Annotated in this window: 18 protein-coding genes; 7 read left to right on the top strand and 11 right to left on the bottom strand. The window is 66.7% G+C overall.

From position 1 onward, the window contains the following. The first annotated feature begins 163 nt into the window (after positions 1-163). On the top strand, positions 164-550 hold the full coding sequence (gene gloA2 / locus J2T47_RS01435; protein ID WP_253441807.1) for an SMU1112c/YaeR family gloxylase I-like metalloprotein: 387 nt from the start codon (positions 164-166) through the stop codon (positions 548-550). Positions 551-733: 183 nt separating this feature from the next. On the opposite strand, the gene J2T47_RS01430 is transcribed toward gloA2, so the two are convergent. Continuing rightward, positions 734-1,675 carry an AraC family transcriptional regulator gene (locus J2T47_RS01430; RefSeq protein ID WP_081518942.1) on the bottom strand — a complete coding sequence of 314 codons (942 nt, stop codon included), beginning with the start codon at positions 1,673-1,675 and terminating at the stop codon, positions 734-736. Between the two features lie 311 nt (positions 1,676-1,986). On the opposite strand from J2T47_RS01430, the gene J2T47_RS01425 reads away from it, so the two are divergent. Next, positions 1,987-2,304 (top strand): putative quinol monooxygenase, encoded by a 318-nt coding sequence (locus J2T47_RS01425; RefSeq protein WP_253441805.1) that lies wholly within the window; start codon positions 1,987-1,989, stop codon positions 2,302-2,304. 21 nt (positions 2,305-2,325) lie between these two features. Here J2T47_RS01425 and J2T47_RS01420 read toward each other — a convergent pair whose 3' ends face one another. The 5 genes from J2T47_RS01420 to J2T47_RS01400 form a co-directional block, all read right to left on the bottom strand. After that, positions 2,326-4,710 carry a TonB-dependent receptor gene (locus tag J2T47_RS01420; protein ID WP_253441803.1) on the bottom strand — a complete coding sequence of 795 codons (2,385 nt, stop codon included), beginning with the start codon at positions 4,708-4,710 and terminating at the stop codon, positions 2,326-2,328. Positions 4,711-5,136: 426 nt separating this feature from the next. Next, positions 5,137-6,075 (bottom strand): FecR family protein, encoded by a 939-nt coding sequence (locus J2T47_RS01415; RefSeq protein ID WP_253441801.1) that lies wholly within the window; start codon positions 6,073-6,075, stop codon positions 5,137-5,139. Then, complete coding sequence (locus J2T47_RS01410; RefSeq protein WP_253441799.1) at positions 6,072-6,593, bottom strand: sigma-70 family RNA polymerase sigma factor; 522 nt, start codon at positions 6,591-6,593, stop codon at positions 6,072-6,074. Before J2T47_RS01410 ends, J2T47_RS01415 begins: the two co-directional genes overlap by 4 nt. Positions 6,594-6,696: 103 nt before the next feature. Continuing rightward, entirely contained in the window at positions 6,697-7,029 is a 333-nt protein-coding gene (locus J2T47_RS01405; protein ID WP_253441797.1) for a DOPA 4,5-dioxygenase family protein, read from the bottom strand. Then, positions 7,026-7,922 carry a choline sulfate utilization transcriptional regulator gene (locus J2T47_RS01400; RefSeq protein ID WP_253441795.1) on the bottom strand — a complete coding sequence of 299 codons (897 nt, stop codon included), beginning with the start codon at positions 7,920-7,922 and terminating at the stop codon, positions 7,026-7,028. Before J2T47_RS01400 ends, J2T47_RS01405 begins: the two co-directional genes overlap by 4 nt. A gap of 141 nt (positions 7,923-8,063) precedes the next feature. On the opposite strand from J2T47_RS01400, the gene betC reads away from it, so the two are divergent. The 3 genes from betC to J2T47_RS01385 are packed head-to-tail and all read left to right on the top strand — an operon-like array spanning position 8,064 to position 12,120. Then, positions 8,064-9,581 carry a choline-sulfatase gene (gene betC, locus J2T47_RS01395; protein WP_253441793.1) on the top strand — a complete coding sequence of 506 codons (1,518 nt, stop codon included), beginning with the start codon at positions 8,064-8,066 and terminating at the stop codon, positions 9,579-9,581. 30 nt (positions 9,582-9,611) lie between these two features. Then, positions 9,612-10,550, top strand: a complete 939-nt coding sequence (locus tag J2T47_RS01390) for a choline ABC transporter substrate-binding protein (RefSeq protein ID WP_253441791.1) — start codon at positions 9,612-9,614, stop codon at positions 10,548-10,550. Positions 10,551-10,557: 7 nt separating this feature from the next. Continuing rightward, entirely contained in the window at positions 10,558-12,120 is a 1,563-nt protein-coding gene (locus J2T47_RS01385; protein ID WP_253441789.1) for a SulP family inorganic anion transporter, read from the top strand. Between the two features lie 21 nt (positions 12,121-12,141). Here J2T47_RS01385 and aroE read toward each other — a convergent pair whose 3' ends face one another. Then, positions 12,142-12,963, bottom strand: coding sequence for a shikimate dehydrogenase (aroE, locus tag J2T47_RS01380; protein WP_253441787.1), 822 nt, complete (start codon positions 12,961-12,963; stop codon positions 12,142-12,144). Positions 12,964-13,120: 157 nt separating this feature from the next. Beyond that, positions 13,121-14,035, bottom strand: coding sequence for an oxygen-dependent coproporphyrinogen oxidase (hemF, locus tag J2T47_RS01375; RefSeq protein WP_253441785.1), 915 nt, complete (start codon positions 14,033-14,035; stop codon positions 13,121-13,123). A gap of 182 nt (positions 14,036-14,217) precedes the next feature. Between hemF and J2T47_RS01370 the strand changes: the two genes are divergently transcribed. Then, positions 14,218-15,195, top strand: a complete 978-nt coding sequence (locus J2T47_RS01370) for an NADPH:quinone reductase (protein WP_253441783.1) — start codon at positions 14,218-14,220, stop codon at positions 15,193-15,195. A 93-nt stretch (positions 15,196-15,288) separates the two neighbouring features. Here J2T47_RS01370 and J2T47_RS01365 read toward each other — a convergent pair whose 3' ends face one another. From J2T47_RS01365 to J2T47_RS01355, 3 genes are all read right to left on the bottom strand, one after another. Further along, on the bottom strand, positions 15,289-15,846 hold the full coding sequence (locus J2T47_RS01365; RefSeq protein WP_253441781.1) for an L-threonylcarbamoyladenylate synthase: 558 nt from the start codon (positions 15,844-15,846) through the stop codon (positions 15,289-15,291). Positions 15,847-15,887: 41 nt separating this feature from the next. After that, positions 15,888-16,988, bottom strand: coding sequence for a DNA-processing protein DprA (dprA, locus tag J2T47_RS01360; RefSeq protein ID WP_253441779.1), 1,101 nt, complete (start codon positions 16,986-16,988; stop codon positions 15,888-15,890). Between the two features lie 131 nt (positions 16,989-17,119). Then, positions 17,120-18,145 carry a LysM peptidoglycan-binding domain-containing protein gene (locus J2T47_RS01355; RefSeq protein WP_253441777.1) on the bottom strand — a complete coding sequence of 342 codons (1,026 nt, stop codon included), beginning with the start codon at positions 18,143-18,145 and terminating at the stop codon, positions 17,120-17,122. A 138-nt stretch (positions 18,146-18,283) separates the two neighbouring features. Between J2T47_RS01355 and def the strand changes: the two genes are divergently transcribed. Continuing rightward, positions 18,284-18,790: a peptide deformylase gene (gene def, locus J2T47_RS01350; protein WP_138520006.1), complete on the top strand. Its 507-nt coding sequence runs from the start codon at positions 18,284-18,286 to the stop codon at positions 18,788-18,790. The last annotated feature ends 54 nt before the right edge of the window (positions 18,791-18,844 follow it).

The following is an 18,844-nucleotide window of genomic DNA, read 5'->3' as shown; positions in this document are numbered from 1 at the left end:
GGGGACATCCTGTCGACCGTTTATGGGAGTGGGGCGGCGGGATGCTAGCAGGCGCACTGCCATCACTCCAGAGGCACGGGCGACCCACTTCACAGCGCCAGCATTGACCGATGGGACACGGCTGTCAGGATAGAACGCTCCCCTCGTCCGAGAAGCCCTCGCCATGGCCCTGCTGCACAGCCTTCATCACGTCGCCCTGATCTGCTCGGACTACCCGCGCTCGAAGCACTTCTACGTGGAGATATTGGGCCTGAAGGTGGTCGCCGAGACCTATCGCACCGCGCGCGACTCCTGGAAACTCGACCTGGAACTGGGCGATGCGCGCCTGGAGCTGTTCTCCTTCCCCGGCGCCCCGACGCGGCCGTCCTACCCCGAGGCGCAGGGCCTGCGCCACCTGGCGTTCGCCGTGGACGACCTGGACAGCGCCGTGGCTCATCTGCAAGGCCACGGCGTGGCCTGCGAGCCGATCCGCGACGACGAACTGACCGGCAAGCGCTTCACCTTCTTCGCCGACCCGGACGACCTGCCGCTGGAGCTTTACGAGCGTTGATGCCCCCGCAGTGATTTCGCAGGATGGCGTGGGGCACAGCGACACCCATCCTGTGATCTACGTCCCGGCACAAATAGGTTCGCGAGCAAGCTCGCTCCTACGAAGGGCGCCGTGATGCCCAGCCTGTAGGAGCGAGCTTGCTCGCGAACCGCACGGCAGAGGAGTCCGCCAACCGGCAGCGACTCAGGCCGGCACGGCCTCGCTGCCCAACGCCCCGCGCAGGCTCGCCAGATCCCGCAGCGGCGGCGCACCGAACAGGCGGCTGTACTCGCGGCTGAACTGCGAGGGGCTCTCGTAACCGACGCGGTGCCCGGCCACCGCCACTTCCAGCCCTTCGGACAACATCAGGCGCCGCGCTTCCTGCAGGCGCAGCTGCTTCTGGTACTGCAGCGGGCTCAGCGCAGTCACTTCCTTGAAGCGGTGGTGCAGGGTGGACACGCTGAGGTTCACCTCGCGGGCGAGGTCCTCGATGCGCAGGGACTTGTCGTAGTTGCGGTTGAGCCACTCGATGGCGCGGGTGACGCGGTGGGTCTGGCTGTCGGTCATCGCCAGGTCGTGCAGCAGGTGCCCCTGCGGGCCGCGCAGCAGGCGGTAGAGAATCTCGCGGACGAACAGCGGCGCCAGCATCTCGATGTCGCGTGGAGTATCCAGCAGGCGCATCAGGCGCAGCAGGGCGTCGAGCACGGTGCAATCCAGGCGTTGCAGGTAGATGCCCCGGCTGGCCGGCCGCGGCGCAGTGCCGGCAAGGCCGGCCTCGGCGATCAGCCGGGTCAGCTCGCCGGGGTCGATATCCAGGCGGATCGACAGGTAGGGCCGGTCCGGCGAGGCCTCGATGACCTGGCCGGAGACCGGCAGCGTCACCGACACCACCAGCAGGTTGAGTTCGTCGTAGCGATAGACCTCGCTGCCCAGGCGCACTTCCTTGCAGCCCTGGGCAATCACGCACAGGGCCGGGCGGTAGAGCGTCGGCATGCGGCCTTCGTTGGGGCAGTCGCCACGGGCGACCAGCAGCGAATCGATGGCGGTTTCGAAGAGACCTTCACCCTGGCAGTGACGCTGGATGATGTCGGCCAGCTCCTGGCGGCCGGCGGCGATGGGATCAAAGGCGGGAACGGACTGGGACATGCACAGGACCTCCAGTGGCGGCGCACGCAGCTTACGCCCACGGCGCGTGCGCGCGTGTGACAGTAAGGCAGCCGCTGGAGGATCAGGCAAGCAATCGGCAGGAATGGACAAGCCATTCCGGCTTCGGGTCACGCACCGTGGCGGTGCAAAGGCAGGAAACACGCGGTTTCAGACTTGCGCGAAGCTCCCGCAGAATCAGGCAAGAAGGCGACAGCATCCGGATAACGCCCGGCGCTGGCGGCGCCGTAAGCTTCCTGTCAGTCGTCCGAGGAGCCACCTCGGGCTTCTTCCTGGATTGCGGAGGACAGGACATGCACTGGCAAACCCCCATCGAACACGAATTGCAGATCCACCCCCGGCTGGGCCACGAGGCGGAGCTGGGCGCCCTGATCGACAACCTGGTCGACGGCGCACGCCGCGCGCCGGGATGCCTGCGCTGCCAGCTGGTGGCCCGTGACAGCGGCCAGCCGTGGTTGCTGCAGGGCAGCTGGAAGAACGAGGAGGCGCTGCTGGACTACTTCGCCACGCCCTCGTTGCAACTGCTCAGCGAAGTGCTTCTATGCCACTGTCGAAGCCTCAGCGGCGGCATAGTGGAAACCCTCGATCAGGCCACCGGAAAGGTGGCCTGAGTTTTTTCCGCTGGAGAACTTTCAGTATTCCAGGCTCCAGCCCAGGGTGAAGGTACGGCCGCGACCCTGGTAGTCGTAGAGGTAGGCCGGTCCGTAGGTCGGCGAATAGAACAGCGCGGCGCGCTGGCCCCAGACGGTGCTGTACTGCTTGTCCAGCAGGTTCTGGATACCAGCGCTGAAGGTGCCGAAACCGGTCTTCTGCTCGCCCATCAGGTCGAAGGTGGTGTAGCCGTCGATCTCATGGTCCGCATCGTCCTTCAGGTTGAAGGCATGTTGGGCCTGCAGACGGGCACTGCGCTCGCCATCGCCCCAGCCGACGAACGCGGTGGACTTGGACAGCGACGCATAGCGCGCATCGCGCTTGATCCAGTCACCGTCGGCATCCTCTTCTTCCGAGCGCACCAGGTGCAGCGTGGTGCCCCCCTGCCAGCCGTTCTCGAAGTAGCGGGTGACCGCGCCTTCAAAGCCGAAATCGCGGCTCTTCTGGTCTTCCACGTCGATGGTCAGGGTCGCCGCATCGGTGGTGATGATCTTGTCGGACCAGATGTAGTAGACCGCCGCCTGCGCCTGCCACTGCATGTCGCTGTAGCGCCAGCCAGTCTCGACCTGGCGGCTCTTGATGCCGGCCAGCGGGTTGTCGTCCACCGACAGGCCGGCCTTGCCGTAGTACTTGGCCGGGTCGGGCAGGTCGAAGCCCTCGCTGTAGTTGGTCCACAGCTGGTGGCCGTTCCTGAAGTCGTAGATCGCGCCGAGGTTGAACAGATTGACCTGGTAGTCGTTGCTGCCGCCGGGCACGCCTTTGAAGTCGTCCACCTCGACATCCATCTTCTGGTGGCGCGCGCCGCCGGAGATAGTCAGGTTGTCGCTGGCCTTCCAGTCCAGCTGGCCATAAAAGGACAGGCCGTCGACGATGTAGCTGGGGTAGCGCGGCGCGCTGCTGGCGGTTTCCAGGTCCAGCCCGCCGCTCTCGGAGGACAGGCGCTGGTCGAAGACTTTCTGTTCGGCGTTGAAACGCTCGTGGTCGAAGTCCACACCGTAGGTGAACTTCAGCGCATCCCACTGCTTACTGAACAGGCCCTTGAGGCCGCTGACCTCGAAGTTCTGCTGCGAGCCGGCGAAGTACACGCCCTTGGAGCCGGTGGGCTTGCCGGTGTTGTAGTAGGGGAAGGGATAGAAGTTGTCGTCTTCCTTGCGGTAGTACGCCTGCAGGTAGAAGTCCTGCTCCAGCAGGTTGCTGTGATGGTAGTTGGCGTTGAGCAGCACGCGGCGCGAGCGCGGCTCCAGGTCGGTGTCCAGGCCGCTGCGAATCTCCGCGTCCTCCAGGTTCGACGGGCCCTGGTACTTCAGGTTGGGAAAGTAGATGCCGGTGCTGCCGTCGTTGCCCGAGTCGTAGTACTGCGCCAGCAGGTCGAGGCTCTGCTCGTCGGTGAACTGCGCGGTGAGGTTACCCATCACGTCGACGGTGCGGTTGTACTGCAGGTCGGTCTGGGTGTTGTCGATGAAGATCTGGTTGCCGCCGCCGTCGTAGAAGGCTTCGTTCTTCTCCGCCGACACGCCCAGACGACCGACCACGCGATCGTTGCCGCCGCTGATGGACTGTGCGGCGCGGGTCGACAGGTCATCGCTGTTGTTGAAGCCGCTGGTGGCGCCCAGCTGCGTTTCGAAGCGCGCATCGCCGGCCGCGCCCTTCCTGGTGATGATGTTGATGATGCCGCCGGTGGCACCGCCGCCGTAGATGGCGCTGGCGCCGGAGAGCACTTCGATGCGCTCGACGTTGAACGGCGAGATGCTGTCGAACTGGCGCGACAGACCGCGCGAGCTGTTCTGGCTGACGCCGTCGATCATCACCAGCACGTTGCGCCCGCGCATGTTCTGGCCATAGTTGGTGCGACCTTCCGGCGCCAGGTCGAGGCCGGGGACCAGCTTGCCCACCGCTTCCTTGAGGCTGACGCCGGTATCCAGCTGCTCGCGCAGCTGGGTCTGGTCGACCACCCAGACAGTGCCGGGGATCGAGCTGATGTCGGTGGGCGTACGCGCCGCCACGCTGATCTGCATCGGCGCCAGGCTCAGGGCGGCGGAGTCGTCCTTCTCGCGCTTGAGCAGCACGGTGCGCTCATCGGTGAAGCGCCAGCTCACGCCGCTGCCGGAGAGCAGCTGGTTGAGCGCTTCTTCGGTGCTGTAGGTACCGTCCAGCCCTTCGCTCTGCAGGCCCTGGATGTCCTCGGAGTTGAACAGCAGGTGCAGCCCGGCCTGGTCGGCGAACTGGGTCAGCGCGCTGTCCAGGCTGCGCGGGGCGATGTGCAGTTCAACGGCGGCGGAGCCGGCCGCGTGGACCAGGGGAGCGGTGGCGCCGAGCAGGGAAGCCAGCAACAGCGCGCGGTGCAGCGGGGAAGGACGGTAAGGCATGCGGGTGAAATCCGTTCTTGTGTGGGCAGGGTCGCGTATTGAGAATTTTTCGCGTTCCTGCCTACGACGAAACGGCCAGGCAAACCTTGCAGTGCCAAATGCAAAAAATTTTCATTTTCTTGTTTGGGAGAGCGGCAAAGGCTTTCGTAGGGCGAATGAAGCGGAACGCTTCATCCGCCGATTCGGCGCGCACGGCGGATAACGCTTGGGGCGTTATTCGCCCTACGGCTCTGAAACTCCGAGTTGGGGCTGCCCTCGCCCTAACCCTGGCTGCGCGCCTCGCTCCGAAGGGAGAGGGGACTGGAATGGAGCAGGGTGAATCATTGCCGCCAGCCGGCACGAACGGCTCCCTCTCCCTTCAGGGAGAGGGCTGGGGAGAGGGTCCTAACGCCACGTAGAAACTTCCGTGTGGCAACGCATTTCTTCTCAGCCCTTTAGCGCAGGCCGAATCAGCACCAGCCAGGGCAGGTGGGTGACCGTCACCGGCTGCAGCCGCTCCAGGGTCTTGAGCAGGGCACCGGGGTCCTGCAGGTCGAACACGCCGCTGACCTTGTGCTGGCGCAGCGCGCTGTCGGTCAGCACGATGCGGCCGGGCACGTAGCGTTCCAGCTCATCGAGCACTTCGCCCAGCGGGCGCTGGTTGAAGATCAGCTTGCCGCGCTGCCAGGCACTGGCGCTGGACAGGTCCAGCGGCTGCACCGCCTCGGGCGCGGCACTGTCGCGGTAGCTCAGGCGCTCGCCGGCGGCCAGGCGCACCGGCGCGCTGCCGGCGCTGTTCACCTGCACCATGCCTTCGGTCACGTCCACGCGCACCTGCGGCCCGCGACTGTCGACATCGAAGCGCGTGCCCACGGCGCGCACTTCGCCGCCCCTGGCCTCGACGATGAACGGCCGCGCCGGGTCCTTGGCCACCTCGAACAGCGCCTCGCCGCCCTGCAGGCGCAAGCGCCGCTGCTGCGGGCTGAAGTCCACGGACAACGCGCTGTCGCTGTTCAGCCAGACGCGGCTGCCGTCGGCCAGCTCCAGCATGCGCCGCTCGCCGGTGCGGGTGGCATAGTCGGAGTACAGCCCGGCCAGCGGCTCGGGCAGGGCGATGGTCACCGCGATGGCGGCGACACACGCAGCGGCCGCCAGCGCCAGCAAGCGACGCGGGCGCCGCGCACGCAAGCGATAGCGCTGAGCAGTGCGAGTTTCCGGCAAGGCGCCCCACAGGGCTTCCGCCTCGCGGGCAGCACGTTCGTGCTCCTCGCTCTGCCCACGCCAGCGCAGGAAGTCCATGCGCTCGGTCGCTCCGGCGCTGCCCGACTGCAGCTGCACCAGGCGCTCGATGGCCTCGTCGGAGAGGGACAGTTCGCCGCGGTTCATGGCGTGCCCTCCTGGCGCTGCGCCCAGTCGCGGCAATGGCGCATGGCCTGGACGATGTACTTGCCCACCATGCTCTCGGACACCCCGAGGCGCCGGGCGATCTGCGCGTGGGTGAGGCCGTCGAGGCGATTCATCAGCAGCGCCTCGCGGGCGTTCGCCGGCAACTGGTCGAGGGCGGCGTCCAGATGCTCCAGCGCCTCATGGGCGAGCAGGCGGTGCTCCAGCCCGGACGCGGGATCGCTCAGGTCGTCGGCGGCAGTTTCGTCGACATGCAGTTCGGCCAGCCGGCCCTCGCGGCGCAGGTTGTCGATGGCGATGTTGCCGGCCACGCGGAACAGGTAGGCGCGCGGGTCCTGCACCTCGGCTTCGGCGGGGTGGTCGGCCAGGCGCAGCCAGGTGTCCTGGGCGACGTCGGCGGCGCGCTGGTTGTCCCCCAGCCTGCGGGCGAGGAAGCGCATCAGGTCCGCGTAGTGCGCCTGGAAGCTCTGCAGCAGGGAGGAGGAGGCGAAGCGCCGCATGATGGCCGAAATACCCTGGAAAACCGGCCAACGTCTGTCAGACCGATGCGAAGGGTGGGCAGCATACACCGAATCGAGAATTATTATCGAATGCAAAAAAGTGTCAGCTCGTGAACTGCGAGAGGTCCAGCGGCCGCACTTCGCCCATCCACAGGGCGTAGTCGCGGTGGTCGCGCAGGTCGTTGCCGGTGTTGGGGTGGACGAAGATCACCAGCCCGTCACGGTTCAGCGCCAGCCAGGGCACCAGGGTGGCGAAGGTGGCGTTGTCGAAGGCCAGCTGGCAGCTCCAGTCCGGATGCGGGCCGACCGGCCGTTCGTGGACGCGGCCCATTTTCGCACCGAAGCGCCGCGACGCCTCCTCGCACAACGCGCGAGCGCGCTCGATGCTGCCGGCGTCGAAATAGACATGGGCGTGGAAGTCCTGAATCTCACTCATCGGTCCTGCTCCAGTTCCGCCTGCAACCAGTCGACGAATCGCTGCACCAGGCGCATCCGCCGTTTGCGCTCGGGCAGCACGGCGTAATAGCCGAAACGCGATTGCAGCGATGCGGCGATGGGCCGGCACAGTAACCCCTGTTCCAGCAGTTCGTCGACCAGATGCCGCCAGCCGATGGCCACGCCCTGCCCGGCGATGGCCGCCTGCACCAGCAGGGTGTAGTTGTCGAAACGCAGGCCAGCCGGCGCCGGCGTACCCTCGATACCCAGCGCGCGGTAGACGCCACCCCAGTCGAACCAGCGGCTGGAGGCCTCGGGCTTGAGGTGCAGCAAGGGCAGCTCGGTGAGCGTCTGGGGCGACAGCGGCGGCTCGCGGCCTTCGAGCAGGCGCGGGCTGCACACCGGGAAGACTTCCTCGCTGAACAGGCGCAGCGCCTCACCGTGCTTGAAGCGCCCGTCGCCGAAGGCGATGGCCACGTCGATGTCGCTGCGCAGGGCAATCGGGCTGCGGTCGCTGCTGATCAGGCCGACGTCCAGCTCCGGGTGCGCCTGGCGGAAGCGCGGCAGGCGCGGCATCAGCCAGTAGGCGGCGAAGGCGAAGTCGGTGGCGACCTGCAGCACCTCATGGGGATGTTGCGCGGTGACCGCGGCGATGCCGGCGTCGATGCTCTCCAACCCGGCCTGAACGTGCTGCTGCAGCACCTGTCCACTCTCGGTGAGGGCGATGCCCCGGTGGATGCGGTCGAACAGGCGCACGGCGAGGAGTTTCTCCAGGCGCTTGATCTGCTGGCTGACCGCCGGCTGGGTGGTGCCGAGCTCGCCGGCAGCGGCGGTGAAGCTGAGCAGGCGGGCAGCGGATTCGAATACGCGCAGCAACTCCAGCGGCACGCTCATGGCTCGCTCTCACATAAGTCAGCGTTATCCGAATCATGTTGCGCCATGCGCTTTACCCCCTATCCAGCAGGAAACAGACTCATTCCAGCGTCATTTCGCCACAGCATCCCATAACAGCGCCCACAGGATAAGCCCAACGCCATGAAGCGCCAGCGCCCGAACATCCTCTTCATCATGGCCGACCAGATGGCCGCGCCACTCCTGCCCTTCCACGACAAAAACTCGCCGATCAAGCTGCCCAATCTCTCGCGCCTCGCCAGCGAAGGCGTGGTGTTCGACTCGGCCTACTGCAACAGCCCGCTCTGCGCCCCTTCGCGCTTCACCCTGGTGAGCGGCCAGCTGCCGACGAAGATCGGCGCCTGGGACAACGCCGCCGACTTTGCCGCCGACATTCCCACCTACGCGCACTACCTGCGCCGCCTGGGCTACCGCACCGCGCTGTCGGGCAAGATGCACTTCTGCGGCCCGGACCAGCTGCACGGCTACGAGGAGCGCCTGACCAGCGACATCTACCCCGCCGACTACGGCTGGGCGGTGAACTGGGACGAGCCGGACGTGCGCCCGAGCTGGTACCACAACATGTCCTCGGTGCTGCAGGCCGGCCCGTGCGTGCGCACCAACCAGCTCGACTTCGACGAGGAGGTGGTGTTCAAGGCGCGCCAGTACCTCTACGACCACGTGCGCGAGCACCCCGAGCAGCCGTTCTGCCTCACCGTGTCCATGACCCATCCGCACGACCCCTACACCATCCCGCGCGAGTACTGGGACCTGTACCGCGACGAGGACATCCCGCTGCCCTCGGTAGAGATCGCCCAGGACGAGCAGGACCCGCACTCCCAGCGCCTGCTCAAGGTGATCGACCTGTGGGGCCAGGAGATGCCCGAGGAAAAGGTCCGCGCCGCCCGCCGCGCCTACTTCGGTGCGTGCAGCTATGTGGATGCGCAGATCGGCGCGCTGCTGCGCACCCTGGAGGAGTGCGGCCTTTCCGAGGACACCCTGATCGTGTTCTCCGGCGACCACGGCGACATGCTTGGCGAGCGCGGCCTCTGGTACAAGATGCACTGGTTCGAGATGGCCGCCCGCGTGCCGCTGCTGGTGCATGCGCCCAAGCGTTTCGCACCGCATCGGGTCAGCCAGTCGGTGTCCACCGTCGACCTGCTGCCGACCCTCGTCGAGCTGGCCGGCGGGCAGGTCGAACCCGGCGTCGACCTCGACGGACGCTCACTGCTGCCGCACCTGCAAGGCACTGGCGGGCACGACGAAGTGATTGGCGAATACACCGCCGAAGGCACCGTCAGCCCGCTGATGATGATCCGCCGCGGCGACTTCAAGTTCATCTACTCCGAGCAGGACCCGTGCCTGCTTTTCGACGTCGCCAACGACCCGCGCGAGCTGCAGAACCTCATGGATTCGCCGGTCCACGCCAACCTGGTACGCGACCTGCTGGGTGAAGCCCGCGCACGCTGGGACGTCCCGGCTATAACCAGGCAGGTACTGGCCAGCCAGCGCCGCCGCCGGCTGGTGGCCGAGGCACTGACCCATGGCGCGCTGAAAAGCTGGGACCACCAGCCCCTGGTCGACGCCAGCCAGCAGTACATGCGCAACCACATCGACCTCGACGATCTGGAGCGCCGCGCCCGCTATCCACAACCGAAATAACAACCACAACAAGCCGAAGGGGAAGGGAGCATGACCAAGTTCACCGTAAGAAGAGCATCCGCACTATTGCTGGCCGGCGCACTGGCGCTGAGCGGCCCGCTGGCCTGGGCCGAAGATGAAGCCTGCAGTACGGTGAAATTGGCCGATCCGGGCTGGACCGATATCGCCGTCACCAACGGCATCGCCGCCTTCCTCCTCGACGGCCTCGGCTACAAGGTGAAGATCGACACCCTGTCGGTGCCCATCACCTACGGCGGCCTGCGCGACGGCCAGGTGGACGCCTTCCTCGGCAACTGGATGCCGGCGCAGCAGGGCTTCTACGATCAGTTCATCGCCAGCAAGCAGGTCACCCAGCTGGCGAAGAACCTGCAGGGCACCGAGTTCACCCTGGCCGTGCCGACCTACGTGTGGAACGCCGGGGTGAAGACCTTCGACGACCTGAACAAGCACGCCGACCAGTTCAACAGGAAGGTCTACGGCATCGGTTCCGGCGCGCCGGCCAACCAGTCGATCCAGAAGATGATCACGGGTAACGAGTTCGGCCTGGGCGACTGGAAGCTGGTGGAGTCCAGCGAACAGGCGATGCTCGCCGAGGTCGGCCGCGCGGTGAAGCGCAAGCGCTGGGTGGTGTTCCTCGGCTGGACGCCGCACCCGATGAACGTGAAGGTCGACATGAAGTACCTCACCGGCGGCGAGAAGTATTTCGGCAGCACCGGCAGCGTGTTCACCGTGACCCGCAACGGCTACGCCGAACAGTGCCCGAACAGCGGCAAGCTGCTGGCCAACCTGTCCTTCGACCTGAAGATGGAGAACGCCATCATGTCCGAAGTACTGGAGAAGAACGTGAAGAACCCCGACGCGGTAAAGGCCTGGATCAAAGCCAACCCGCAGAGCCTCGACACCTGGCTGCAAGGCGTGAAGACCCGCGACGGCGGCGACGCGCTGGCCGCCGTGAAGGCCAGGCTGTAGGCCGTAGATGCACCGTCTGATCCGCCTGCTGCCGTTCCTCGCCTGGCTGCCCCAGGTCAGCGGGCGCGACCTGCGCCGTGACCTGGGTGTGGGCCTTTCCGGCGCGGTGCTCGCCCTGCCGCAATCCATGGCCTACGCGCTGATCGCCGGACTGCCAGCGGAATACGGGCTCTACGCGGCGATGCTGCCGGTGCTGATCGCCTGCCTGTGGGGTTCGTCCAGGCACATGGTCGGCGGGCCGACGGCGGCGATCTCGGTGGTGCTGTTCACCGCCATCGCCCCGCTGGCGCCGCCGGGCAGCGCGCCGTTCATCCAGTACGCCCTGCTGCTGACCTTCCTCGCCGGGCTGTTCCAGTGGTTGCTGGGCATGTTGCGCTTCGGCGTGCTGGTGAACTTCGTCTCGCATTCGGTGCTGCTCGGCTTCACCTGCGGCGCCGCGCTGGTGATCGTGATCGGCCAGTTGCCCTATCTGCTCGGTATCAGCGCAGAAGGGCAAGGCACGGCGCTGACCAGCGCCGCCGCGCTCTGGTGGAAGCTGCCGCAGTTCCACGGGCCGTCGCTGCTGGTGGGGCTGTTCAGTCTGGCGCTGAGCCTGATCGTGAAACGTCTGTGGCGACGCGGGCCGGCACTGCTGGTCGGCCTGTTCGGTGCCAGCGCGCTGGTCTGGGCGATGCCGACGACCTTCACCGAGGTGGCAAGGGTGGCCGCCTTCCGCAGCGCGCTGCCACCGTTCAGCGCATTGTCGTTCGACCTGTCCGACATCGCCCAGCTGCTCCCCGCCGCCGTCGCCTGCGGCATGCTTGGGCTGGTCACCAGCCTGTCCATCGCCCGCGCCCTGGCGGCGCGCTCGCACCAGGCGCTGGACGCCAACCAGGAAGTGCGCGCGCAGGGGTTGTCCAACCTGATCGGGCCGTGGCTGTCCGGCACCCTGTCCGCCGGCTCCTTCACCCGTTCCGGGCTGAACCAGGATGCCGGCGCGCGTACGCCGCTGGCCGGGGTTTTCTCGGCAATGTGGGTCGCACTGCTGGCGGTGGCCGGCGCCGGGCTGATCACCCACATCCCGCTGCCGGCCATGGCTGCCGGCATCCTGCTGATCTGCTGGAACCTGGTCGATCGCCCGGCCCTGCGCGCGCTGTGGAAAGGCAGCCGCGCGGAATCCCTGGTGATGCTGCTGACCCTGGCCGCCACCCTGCTGCTGCCGCTGCAGAACGCCATCTATGCCGGCGTGCTGGCCTCGCTGTTCTTCTACCTCAAGCGCACCTCGCAGCCGCGCGTGCAGCAGTGGGAGAAGGAGGACGAGGAAGTGCTGCGTATCGAAGGCTCGATCTTCTTCGGCGCCTGCGACTACCTGCAGAAACTGATGCAGCACAGCCGCGGTGAACGCCTGGTGCTGGACGCCCACCACGTGAACTTCATCGACTTCGCCGGCGCGCAGATGCTCCAGCAGGAAGCCCGCCGCCTCGCCAGCGAAGGCCGCAGCCTGGTGCTGCGCAACGCCCGGCCACGGGTGCGCGCGGAGTTGGAAAAGCAGATGGGGAAGGGTGGGGTGTTATTGGTCGAAGAGCAGTGATTGCACCAGTAGGAGCGATCGTCAGCCCTTGAGCTGTCGGCGCAGCTCTTCCAGCACCGGCGCCGAGTCCGGGCGCACGCCGCGCCACAGCAGGAAGGCTTCCGCCGCCTGCTCCACCAGCATGCCCAACCCGTCGATGCAGCGCACCGCGCCGTGTTCGGCGGCCCAGCGATTGAACGCTGTCACGTCCTTGCCATACATCATGTCGTAGCAGACGGTGTGCCCCGGCTGGATCAGTGCCGGGTCGATGGGCGGCAGCTCGCCGGCCAGGGAGGCCGAGGTGCCGTTGACGATCAGGTCGAAGGGCTCGGCGCGCAGGTCGAAACCACCGCCGCTCACCGCGCCCAGGTCCTGGAACTCCTGCGCCAGCTGCTCGGCCTTGGATGCCGTGCGGTTGGCGATGACGATGCACGCCGGCTGCTGGCCGAGGAAGGGTTCGAGGATGCCACGCACTGCACCACCGGCGCCCAGCACCAGGATGCGCGCACCGCGCAGGACGACGCCGTGGTTCACCGCGAGGTCGCGGGTCAGCCCGGCGCCGTCGGTGTTGTCGCCCAGCAGCCCACCGCCGTCCAGCTTCTTCAGGGTGTTCACCGCGCCAGCCCGGCGCGCGCGCTCGCTCAGCTCGGTGGCCAGACGATAGGCGTCTTCCTTGAACGGTACGGTAACGTTGCCGCCCAGACCTTCGGCAAAGAACTCGCGGGCACTCCCGGCGAAATCGTCCAGCGGCGCCAGTCGCGTGTCGTAGCTCAGCGCCTGGCCGGTCTGCTCGGCGAACAGACGGTGGATCTGCGGCGACTTGCTGTGGCCGATGGGGTTGCCGAAGACGCAGTAGCGGTCCATTCAGAATCCTGAAGCGTGAAATACAAGAAGGCGCAGAGATTGCGACTTTTCGGTTTGGGTGCCAAGCCATGTTCGCGAGCAAGCTCGCTCCTACAAAAGCTGCATCGGCGCCGCCTGTAGGAGCGAGCTTGCTCGCGAACCGCCTCGGGAACGAACGTCAGGCCTGCGCCAGCCAATCCCGATCGGTGAGGAAATACTCGGTCAGGCGCGCTTCCTCGCTGCCCGGTTCCGGCTTCCAGTCGTAGCCCCAGCGAACCTGCGGCGGCAGCGACATGAGGATCGACTCGGTGCGCCCGCCCGACTGCAGGCCGAACAGGGTGCCGCGGTCGTAGACCAGGTTGAACTCGACGTAGCGGCCGCGGCGGAAGGCCTGGAACTCGCGCTGCTGCTCGGTGTAGGGGGTGTCCTTGCGCTTGCGCACGATGGGCAGGTAGGCGTCGATGTAGGCATCGCCGATGGCGCGCAGGAAGGCGAAGCTGGTGTCGAAGTCCCACTGGTTCAGGTCGTCGAAGAACAGGCCGCCGACACCGCGCGGTTCGTTGCGGTGCTTGATGTGGAAGTAGCGGTCGCACCATTCCTTGTAGCGCGGGTAGACGTCCGCGCCGAAGGGCGCGCAGGCGTCGCGGGCGACCTGGTGCCAGAGCACGCAGTCTTCTTCATGGGCGTAGTAGGGCGTCAGGTCGAAGCCGCCGCCGAACCACCAGACCGCTTCCTCGCCTTCCTTCTCGGCGATGAAGAAACGCACGTTGGCGTGGGAGGTCGGCACGTGGGGGTTGGTCGGGTGGATCACCAGCGACACGCCCAGCGCCTGGAAGCCGCGACCGGCCAGCTCCGGGCGGTGCGCGCTGGCGCTCGGCGGCAGGCCGGCGCCGAACACGTGGGAGAAGTTCACCCCACCCTTCTCGATCAGCGCGCCATCGCCGATCACCCGTGTCCGACCGCCGCCGCCCGCCGGGCGCTGCCAGGCGTCCTCGACGAAACGAGCGCTGCCGTCCTCGGCTTCGAGTGCGGCGCAGATGCGGTCTTGCAGGTCGAGCAGGTAGGCCTTCACGGCCTCGATGCGGTCGGTCACGAGAATCACCTTGGAGCGGGAAAGCCACGCGTGGCGCGGGCCGGAGCGGGGTTCAGGGTCGAAAACGGGCGCCAGCATACCATCGCAGACGGCAAAGCTGGTCTTGACGACCGTCACGCCGGCGGCTTGGATGAAAGTCTTTTCCCCGGCGAGGCAGAGCCTCGCGCCCTCAGGAGAGCGACATGGCCAAGCGTGTTCAATTCGCCAAGACCGGCGGCCCGGAAGTCCTCGAGATCGTCGACTACACCCCGGCCGAACCCGGCCCGAACGAGGTGCGGGTGCGCAACCGCGCCATCGGCCTGAACTTCATCGACACCTACTACCGCAGCGGCCTGTACCCGGCGCCCGCCATGCCGTCCGGTGTCGGCACCGAAGGTGCGGGCGAGGTGGAGGCAGTGGGCAGCGCAGTGACCAACGTGAAGGTCGGCGACCGCGTCGGCTACGCCACCGGCCCGCTCGGCGCGTACAGCGAGCAGCATGTGCTGCCGGCGGCCAGCGTGGTGAAGCTGCCGGACGCGATCACCTTCGAGCAGGCCGCCGCGGTGATGCTCAAGGGCCTGACCGTGCAGTATCTGCTGCGCCAGACCTACAACGTGCAACCGGGCCAGACCATCCTCTGGCACGCGGCGGCCGGCGGCGTCGGCCTGCTCGCCTGCCAGTGGGCGAAGGCCATCGGCGCGCACCTGATCGGCACCGTGAGTTCGGCGGCCAAGGCGGAGCTGGCGAAATCCCACGGCGCCTGGGAAATCATCGACTACAGCCACGAGAACGTGGTCGAGCGCGTGCTGGCGCTGACCGACGGCAGGAAGTGCCCGGTGGTCTACGACTCGGTGGGCAAGGACACCTGGCTGACTTCGCTGGACTGCACCGCCCAGCGCGGCCTGGTGGTGAGCTTCGGCAACGCCTCCGGTCCGGTGGACGGAGTGAACCTGGGCATCCTGTCGCAGAAGGGTTCGCTCTACGTCACCCGCCCGACGCTGTTCGGCTACGCCAGCACGCCGGAACGCCTGCAGGCCATGGCCGATGATCTGTTCGGCATGATCACCAGCGGCAAGGTGAAGGTGGAGATCAACCAGCGCTTCGCCCTGGCCGACGCCGCCAAGGCGCAGACCGAACTGGCGGCGCGGCGCACCACCGGCTCGACCATCCTGCTGCCCTGACTGGGTGAAGAGCGTTCGCGAGCAAGCTCGCTCCTACTGGTTCGACGTACGCCGATAGTCCGGAGCAAGCCGCATCACATCGAAGTGTCCGGTCTATGAAGGCCGTACGGTCTCGCCGGTGCGCAGGTCGCGGATCAGACTGGGATTACGGCGTCCGCCCAGGGCGCCACCGAGCACGCCATCCAGCTCGCCACGGAAGTACTGTTCCACGCGCAGGCGACTACGCGCGGCCGGGCGGCCGGCGGGGTTGGCGGAGGTGGATATCAGCGGGCCGGTGAAGCGGCACAGCTCGCGCACCAGCGGGTGGTCGGTGACCCGCAGGGCCACCGTGTCGTGCTCGCCGGTCACCCACTCGGGCAAACGGCCCTGGTGCGGCACCAGCCAGGTGTTCGGGCCGGGCCAGCTGGCGGCGAGCTTGTCGCGCCAGGCTTCGGGCAGGTCTTCGAGGAGGAAGTCGAACTGGCGGATGTCACCGGCCACCACGATCATGCCCTTCTCCACCGGACGCGCCTTGATCGCCAGCAGGCGGTACACGGCGTCGGCGCTCCACGGGTCGCAGCCCAGGCCCCAGACGGCTTCGGTCGGGTAAGCGATCACACCGCCATCGCGCACGACCTGGGCCATGCGCTGGATACGCCAGTTGCTGTACATCGGGAACTCCTCGGGTCTGCGATGCGCGGCAGTTTACGTGCTCAGGGGGCACGATGCACCCAGACGCCGGCCTCGCAGGCCACCCGTCCGTCCAGCTCCAGTTCGGTAAGCTCCACCAGCACCTGTGGCAGTTCCAGGCCACTGCGCAAGGCCAGTTGCTCACTGCTTTGCGGGGCAGCGCGCAGCAGGTCGACCAGCGGGTGGGGCGGCAAATCCGGCAAGGGTTTCATCGCCGGAACGCTCTGCGTCCAGCCCTGCAATCCTTCGAGGATGTGCTCGACCGTCTCTACCAGCATCGCGCCCTGGCGGATCAGCTCGTGGCAGCCGCGCGCGCCGGGGTGATGGATGGAGCCGGGAATCGCATAGACCTCGCGGCCCTGCTCGGCGGCCAGCCGTGCGGTGATCAGCGAGCCGCTGGAGGGGCTGGCTTCCACCACCAGGGTGCCCAGGGAAAGACCACTGATGATGCGGTTGCGCCGCGGGAAGTTCGAAGCATGCGGCGCGCAGTTCAGCGGCAGCTCCGAGATCACCGCTCCCCCTTGCTCGATAATGCGCTGTGCCAGCCCGAGGTGACGACGCGGGTACATGTGCTCCAGCCCCGTACCCAGCACTGCGATGGTCTTGCCTCTGGCCTCCAGCGCCCCCTCATGGGCCGCACCATCGATACCCAGCGCCAGCCCACTGGTGATCACGAAGCCGCCGCCGGCCAGGCTGCGGGCAAAGGCCCGCGCGGTGTCCAGCCCCGGTTTGCTGGCCCGGCGGCTGCCGACCATCGCCAGCTGGGGTCGCTCCAGCAGGGTCGGATCGCCGGCCAGGAACAGCATGGGCGGAGCATCATCCAGCTCCTCCAGCAGCGCGGGATAGCCCGACGCATCCCAGCAGACCAGATGATGTTCGGGTGCCTCCAGCCAGCGCATCGCCTCGGCCGCCTGTTCGCGAATGGCGGCATCGCGGCGCGGCTCGGCGCAACTGGCGGGAAGCCCCAGCGAGCGCCAGGCAGCCGCCGGCGCGCTCAAGGCGGCGGAAGCCGAGCCGAAGGCCTCCAGCAGTCGGCGGAAGCGCCGGGGGCCCAGGTCGGGCAGGCCATGCAGGCGCAGCCGCGCTTCGAGTTCGGACGGAGAGAGAGACGGGGAGTGAGGCATGGCGCAGTCCTTGGCGTGGGGAAGACGCCCGGACTATGCCGCGACAGCTGGCGCCCCCGCTGTCGGACCCTTCCGGATCACGCCCACAAAAAACCCCGCCGGAGCGGGGTTTTCTTCAACTCACGCGTCGATCAGGGATTCAGGACGCGGTCGTTGACTTCCAGCGAGCGGGTAGCGGTCAGCACCAGCCCGTAGCTCAGGCGGTTGTAGGTGCGGAAGATCATCACCAGGCCCGAGCGCTCGTCCGGGATCTTCACCATGTCTTCGGTGACGCGGTCGCGCACGGTTTCGCCCAGCTTGTAGATCGCCAGCACGTTGCCTTCGACCAGGCCATCGCGAGAGCCCTTGTCGATGGTCACCACGTCGTACTTGCCGATCTGGGTCACGCCGCGCGGCACGTCGATGATGATGCCCTTGATCGGTGTGCTCGGTTCGCTGGGCATGAAGGTCGAGGTGATAGCGCGTTCCTCGGTGGGGAACAGGCGGTCGCCCGGACGCACTTCCTGGGTGGTGCGGGTCAGGTTCAGGGTAGCGATATCGCTTTCCTTCGCCGTGACGTTGGCGCTGCCGACATCCATGGCGTCGACGCCCAGGACTTCGTTGGTCTGCGGGTCGGTGTAGACCTTGGCCTGGCGGAAGATGCCGTAGCTGCCCTGTTCGGACAGCGAGTTGCCGCGAGCGTAGGCGCGGTCGCCGGCTCCGCTGATCACGCTTTCCTGATCGCCAGCGACCACATGGGGGGCATTGGAGAATTCGTCAGTGCTGTCGACGATACGGTTGGACAGCAGGAAGGCGTTGATCTTGTCCAGCGGGATGGTCGGGATTGCCTCGGCGATCGGCGTGCTGCGCACCCGCGGCGACAGCTTGATGGTCCCGCGCGACTCACCGCGATTGAGCATCAGGCGCGGCTGGCCGTCGATGTAGGTGAGGCTCAGCACGTCACCCGGATAGATCAGGTGCGGATTCTGAATCTGCGGATTCACCTGCCAGATTTCCGGCCACTTCCACGGCTTGCTGAGGAACTTGCCGGAGATGTCCCAGAGGGTGTCGCCCTTCACTACGGTATAGCGATCCGGATGGCCTTCCTTGAGCTGCACGGCAGCCTGCGCCACCCCGCCTGCGGCGAGCAGCAGCAGGGCGAGTAGTGTTTTCCTCATGCGGTGAATCCCTTTATTATGTGTACACATGAAACGCCTGGAAGCCGCCCCTACCGCGCTTTCCAGCCGTTTTTCGATGCTGCTCAGCATATTAGCAGCCGATTTTGACTTTATTCCACAAGTGCATCACAAACGTATATGGCCATTCTGAACATTCTCGAATTCCCCGATCCGCGCCTGCGGACCATCGCCAAGCCCGTCACGGTCTTCGATGACGCCCTGCGCACGCTGATCGACGACATGTTCGAGACCATGTACGAGGCGCCGGGCATCGGTCTTGCGGCGACCCAGATCAACGTGCACAAGCGCGTCGTGGTGATGGACCTGTCCGAGGACAAGTCCGAGCCCCGGGTCTACATCAACCCGGAGTTCGAATTCCTCACCGAGGAAATGGACCAGTACCAGGAAGGTTGCCTGTCGGTGCCCGGCTTCTACGAAAATGTAGACCGTCCGCAGAAGGTGCGGATCAAGGCTCAGGACCGCGACGGCAACCCGTTCGAGGAAGTGGCCGAGGGCCTGCTCGCGGTGTGCATCCAGCACGAGTGCGATCACCTCAACGGCAAGCTGTTCGTCGACTACCTGTCCAACCTCAAGCGCGACCGCATCCGCAAGAAGCTGGAAAAGCAGCACCGGCAACAGGCGTGACCCCATCCCCCAAAGGCTTGCCCCGGCAAGCCTTTTGTTTTTTGTGAGCCAGAA

The organism is Pseudomonas nitroreducens, assembly GCF_024170165.1.
Classification (GTDB): Bacteria; Pseudomonadota; Gammaproteobacteria; order Pseudomonadales; family Pseudomonadaceae; genus Pseudomonas; species Pseudomonas nitroreducens_C.
The sequence above is the reverse complement of the archived record's forward strand: the minus strand, read 5'-3'. Positions and strand labels throughout refer to the sequence as shown.

Excerpts from the sequence above, each read along its gene's own strand:
- gloA2 (WP_253441807.1), top strand. The coding sequence starts at position 164 with ATGGCCCTGCTGCACAGCCTTCATCACGTCGCCCTGATCTGCTCGGAC.
- J2T47_RS01430 (WP_081518942.1), bottom strand. The coding sequence starts at position 1,675 with ATGTCCCAGTCCGTTCCCGCCTTTGATCCCATCGCCGCCGGCCGCCAG.
- J2T47_RS01425 (WP_253441805.1), top strand. The coding sequence starts at position 1,987 with ATGCACTGGCAAACCCCCATCGAACACGAATTGCAGATCCACCCCCGG.
- J2T47_RS01420 (WP_253441803.1), bottom strand. The coding sequence starts at position 4,710 with ATGCCTTACCGTCCTTCCCCGCTGCACCGCGCGCTGTTGCTGGCTTCC.
- J2T47_RS01415 (WP_253441801.1), bottom strand. The coding sequence starts at position 6,075 with ATGAACCGCGGCGAACTGTCCCTCTCCGACGAGGCCATCGAGCGCCTG.
- J2T47_RS01410 (WP_253441799.1), bottom strand. The coding sequence starts at position 6,593 with ATGCGGCGCTTCGCCTCCTCCTCCCTGCTGCAGAGCTTCCAGGCGCAC.
- J2T47_RS01405 (WP_253441797.1), bottom strand. The coding sequence starts at position 7,029 with ATGAGTGAGATTCAGGACTTCCACGCCCATGTCTATTTCGACGCCGGC.
- J2T47_RS01400 (WP_253441795.1), bottom strand. The coding sequence starts at position 7,922 with ATGAGCGTGCCGCTGGAGTTGCTGCGCGTATTCGAATCCGCTGCCCGC.
- betC (WP_253441793.1), top strand. The coding sequence starts at position 8,064 with ATGAAGCGCCAGCGCCCGAACATCCTCTTCATCATGGCCGACCAGATG.
- J2T47_RS01390 (WP_253441791.1), top strand. The coding sequence starts at position 9,612 with ATGACCAAGTTCACCGTAAGAAGAGCATCCGCACTATTGCTGGCCGGC.
- J2T47_RS01385 (WP_253441789.1), top strand. The coding sequence starts at position 10,558 with ATGCACCGTCTGATCCGCCTGCTGCCGTTCCTCGCCTGGCTGCCCCAG.
- aroE (WP_253441787.1), bottom strand. The coding sequence starts at position 12,963 with ATGGACCGCTACTGCGTCTTCGGCAACCCCATCGGCCACAGCAAGTCG.
- J2T47_RS01370 (WP_253441783.1), top strand. The coding sequence starts at position 14,218 with ATGGCCAAGCGTGTTCAATTCGCCAAGACCGGCGGCCCGGAAGTCCTC.
- J2T47_RS01365 (WP_253441781.1), bottom strand. The coding sequence starts at position 15,846 with ATGTACAGCAACTGGCGTATCCAGCGCATGGCCCAGGTCGTGCGCGAT.
- dprA (WP_253441779.1), bottom strand. The coding sequence starts at position 16,988 with ATGCCTCACTCCCCGTCTCTCTCTCCGTCCGAACTCGAAGCGCGGCTG.
- J2T47_RS01355 (WP_253441777.1), bottom strand. The coding sequence starts at position 18,145 with ATGAGGAAAACACTACTCGCCCTGCTGCTGCTCGCCGCAGGCGGGGTG.
- def (WP_138520006.1), top strand. The coding sequence starts at position 18,284 with ATGGCCATTCTGAACATTCTCGAATTCCCCGATCCGCGCCTGCGGACC.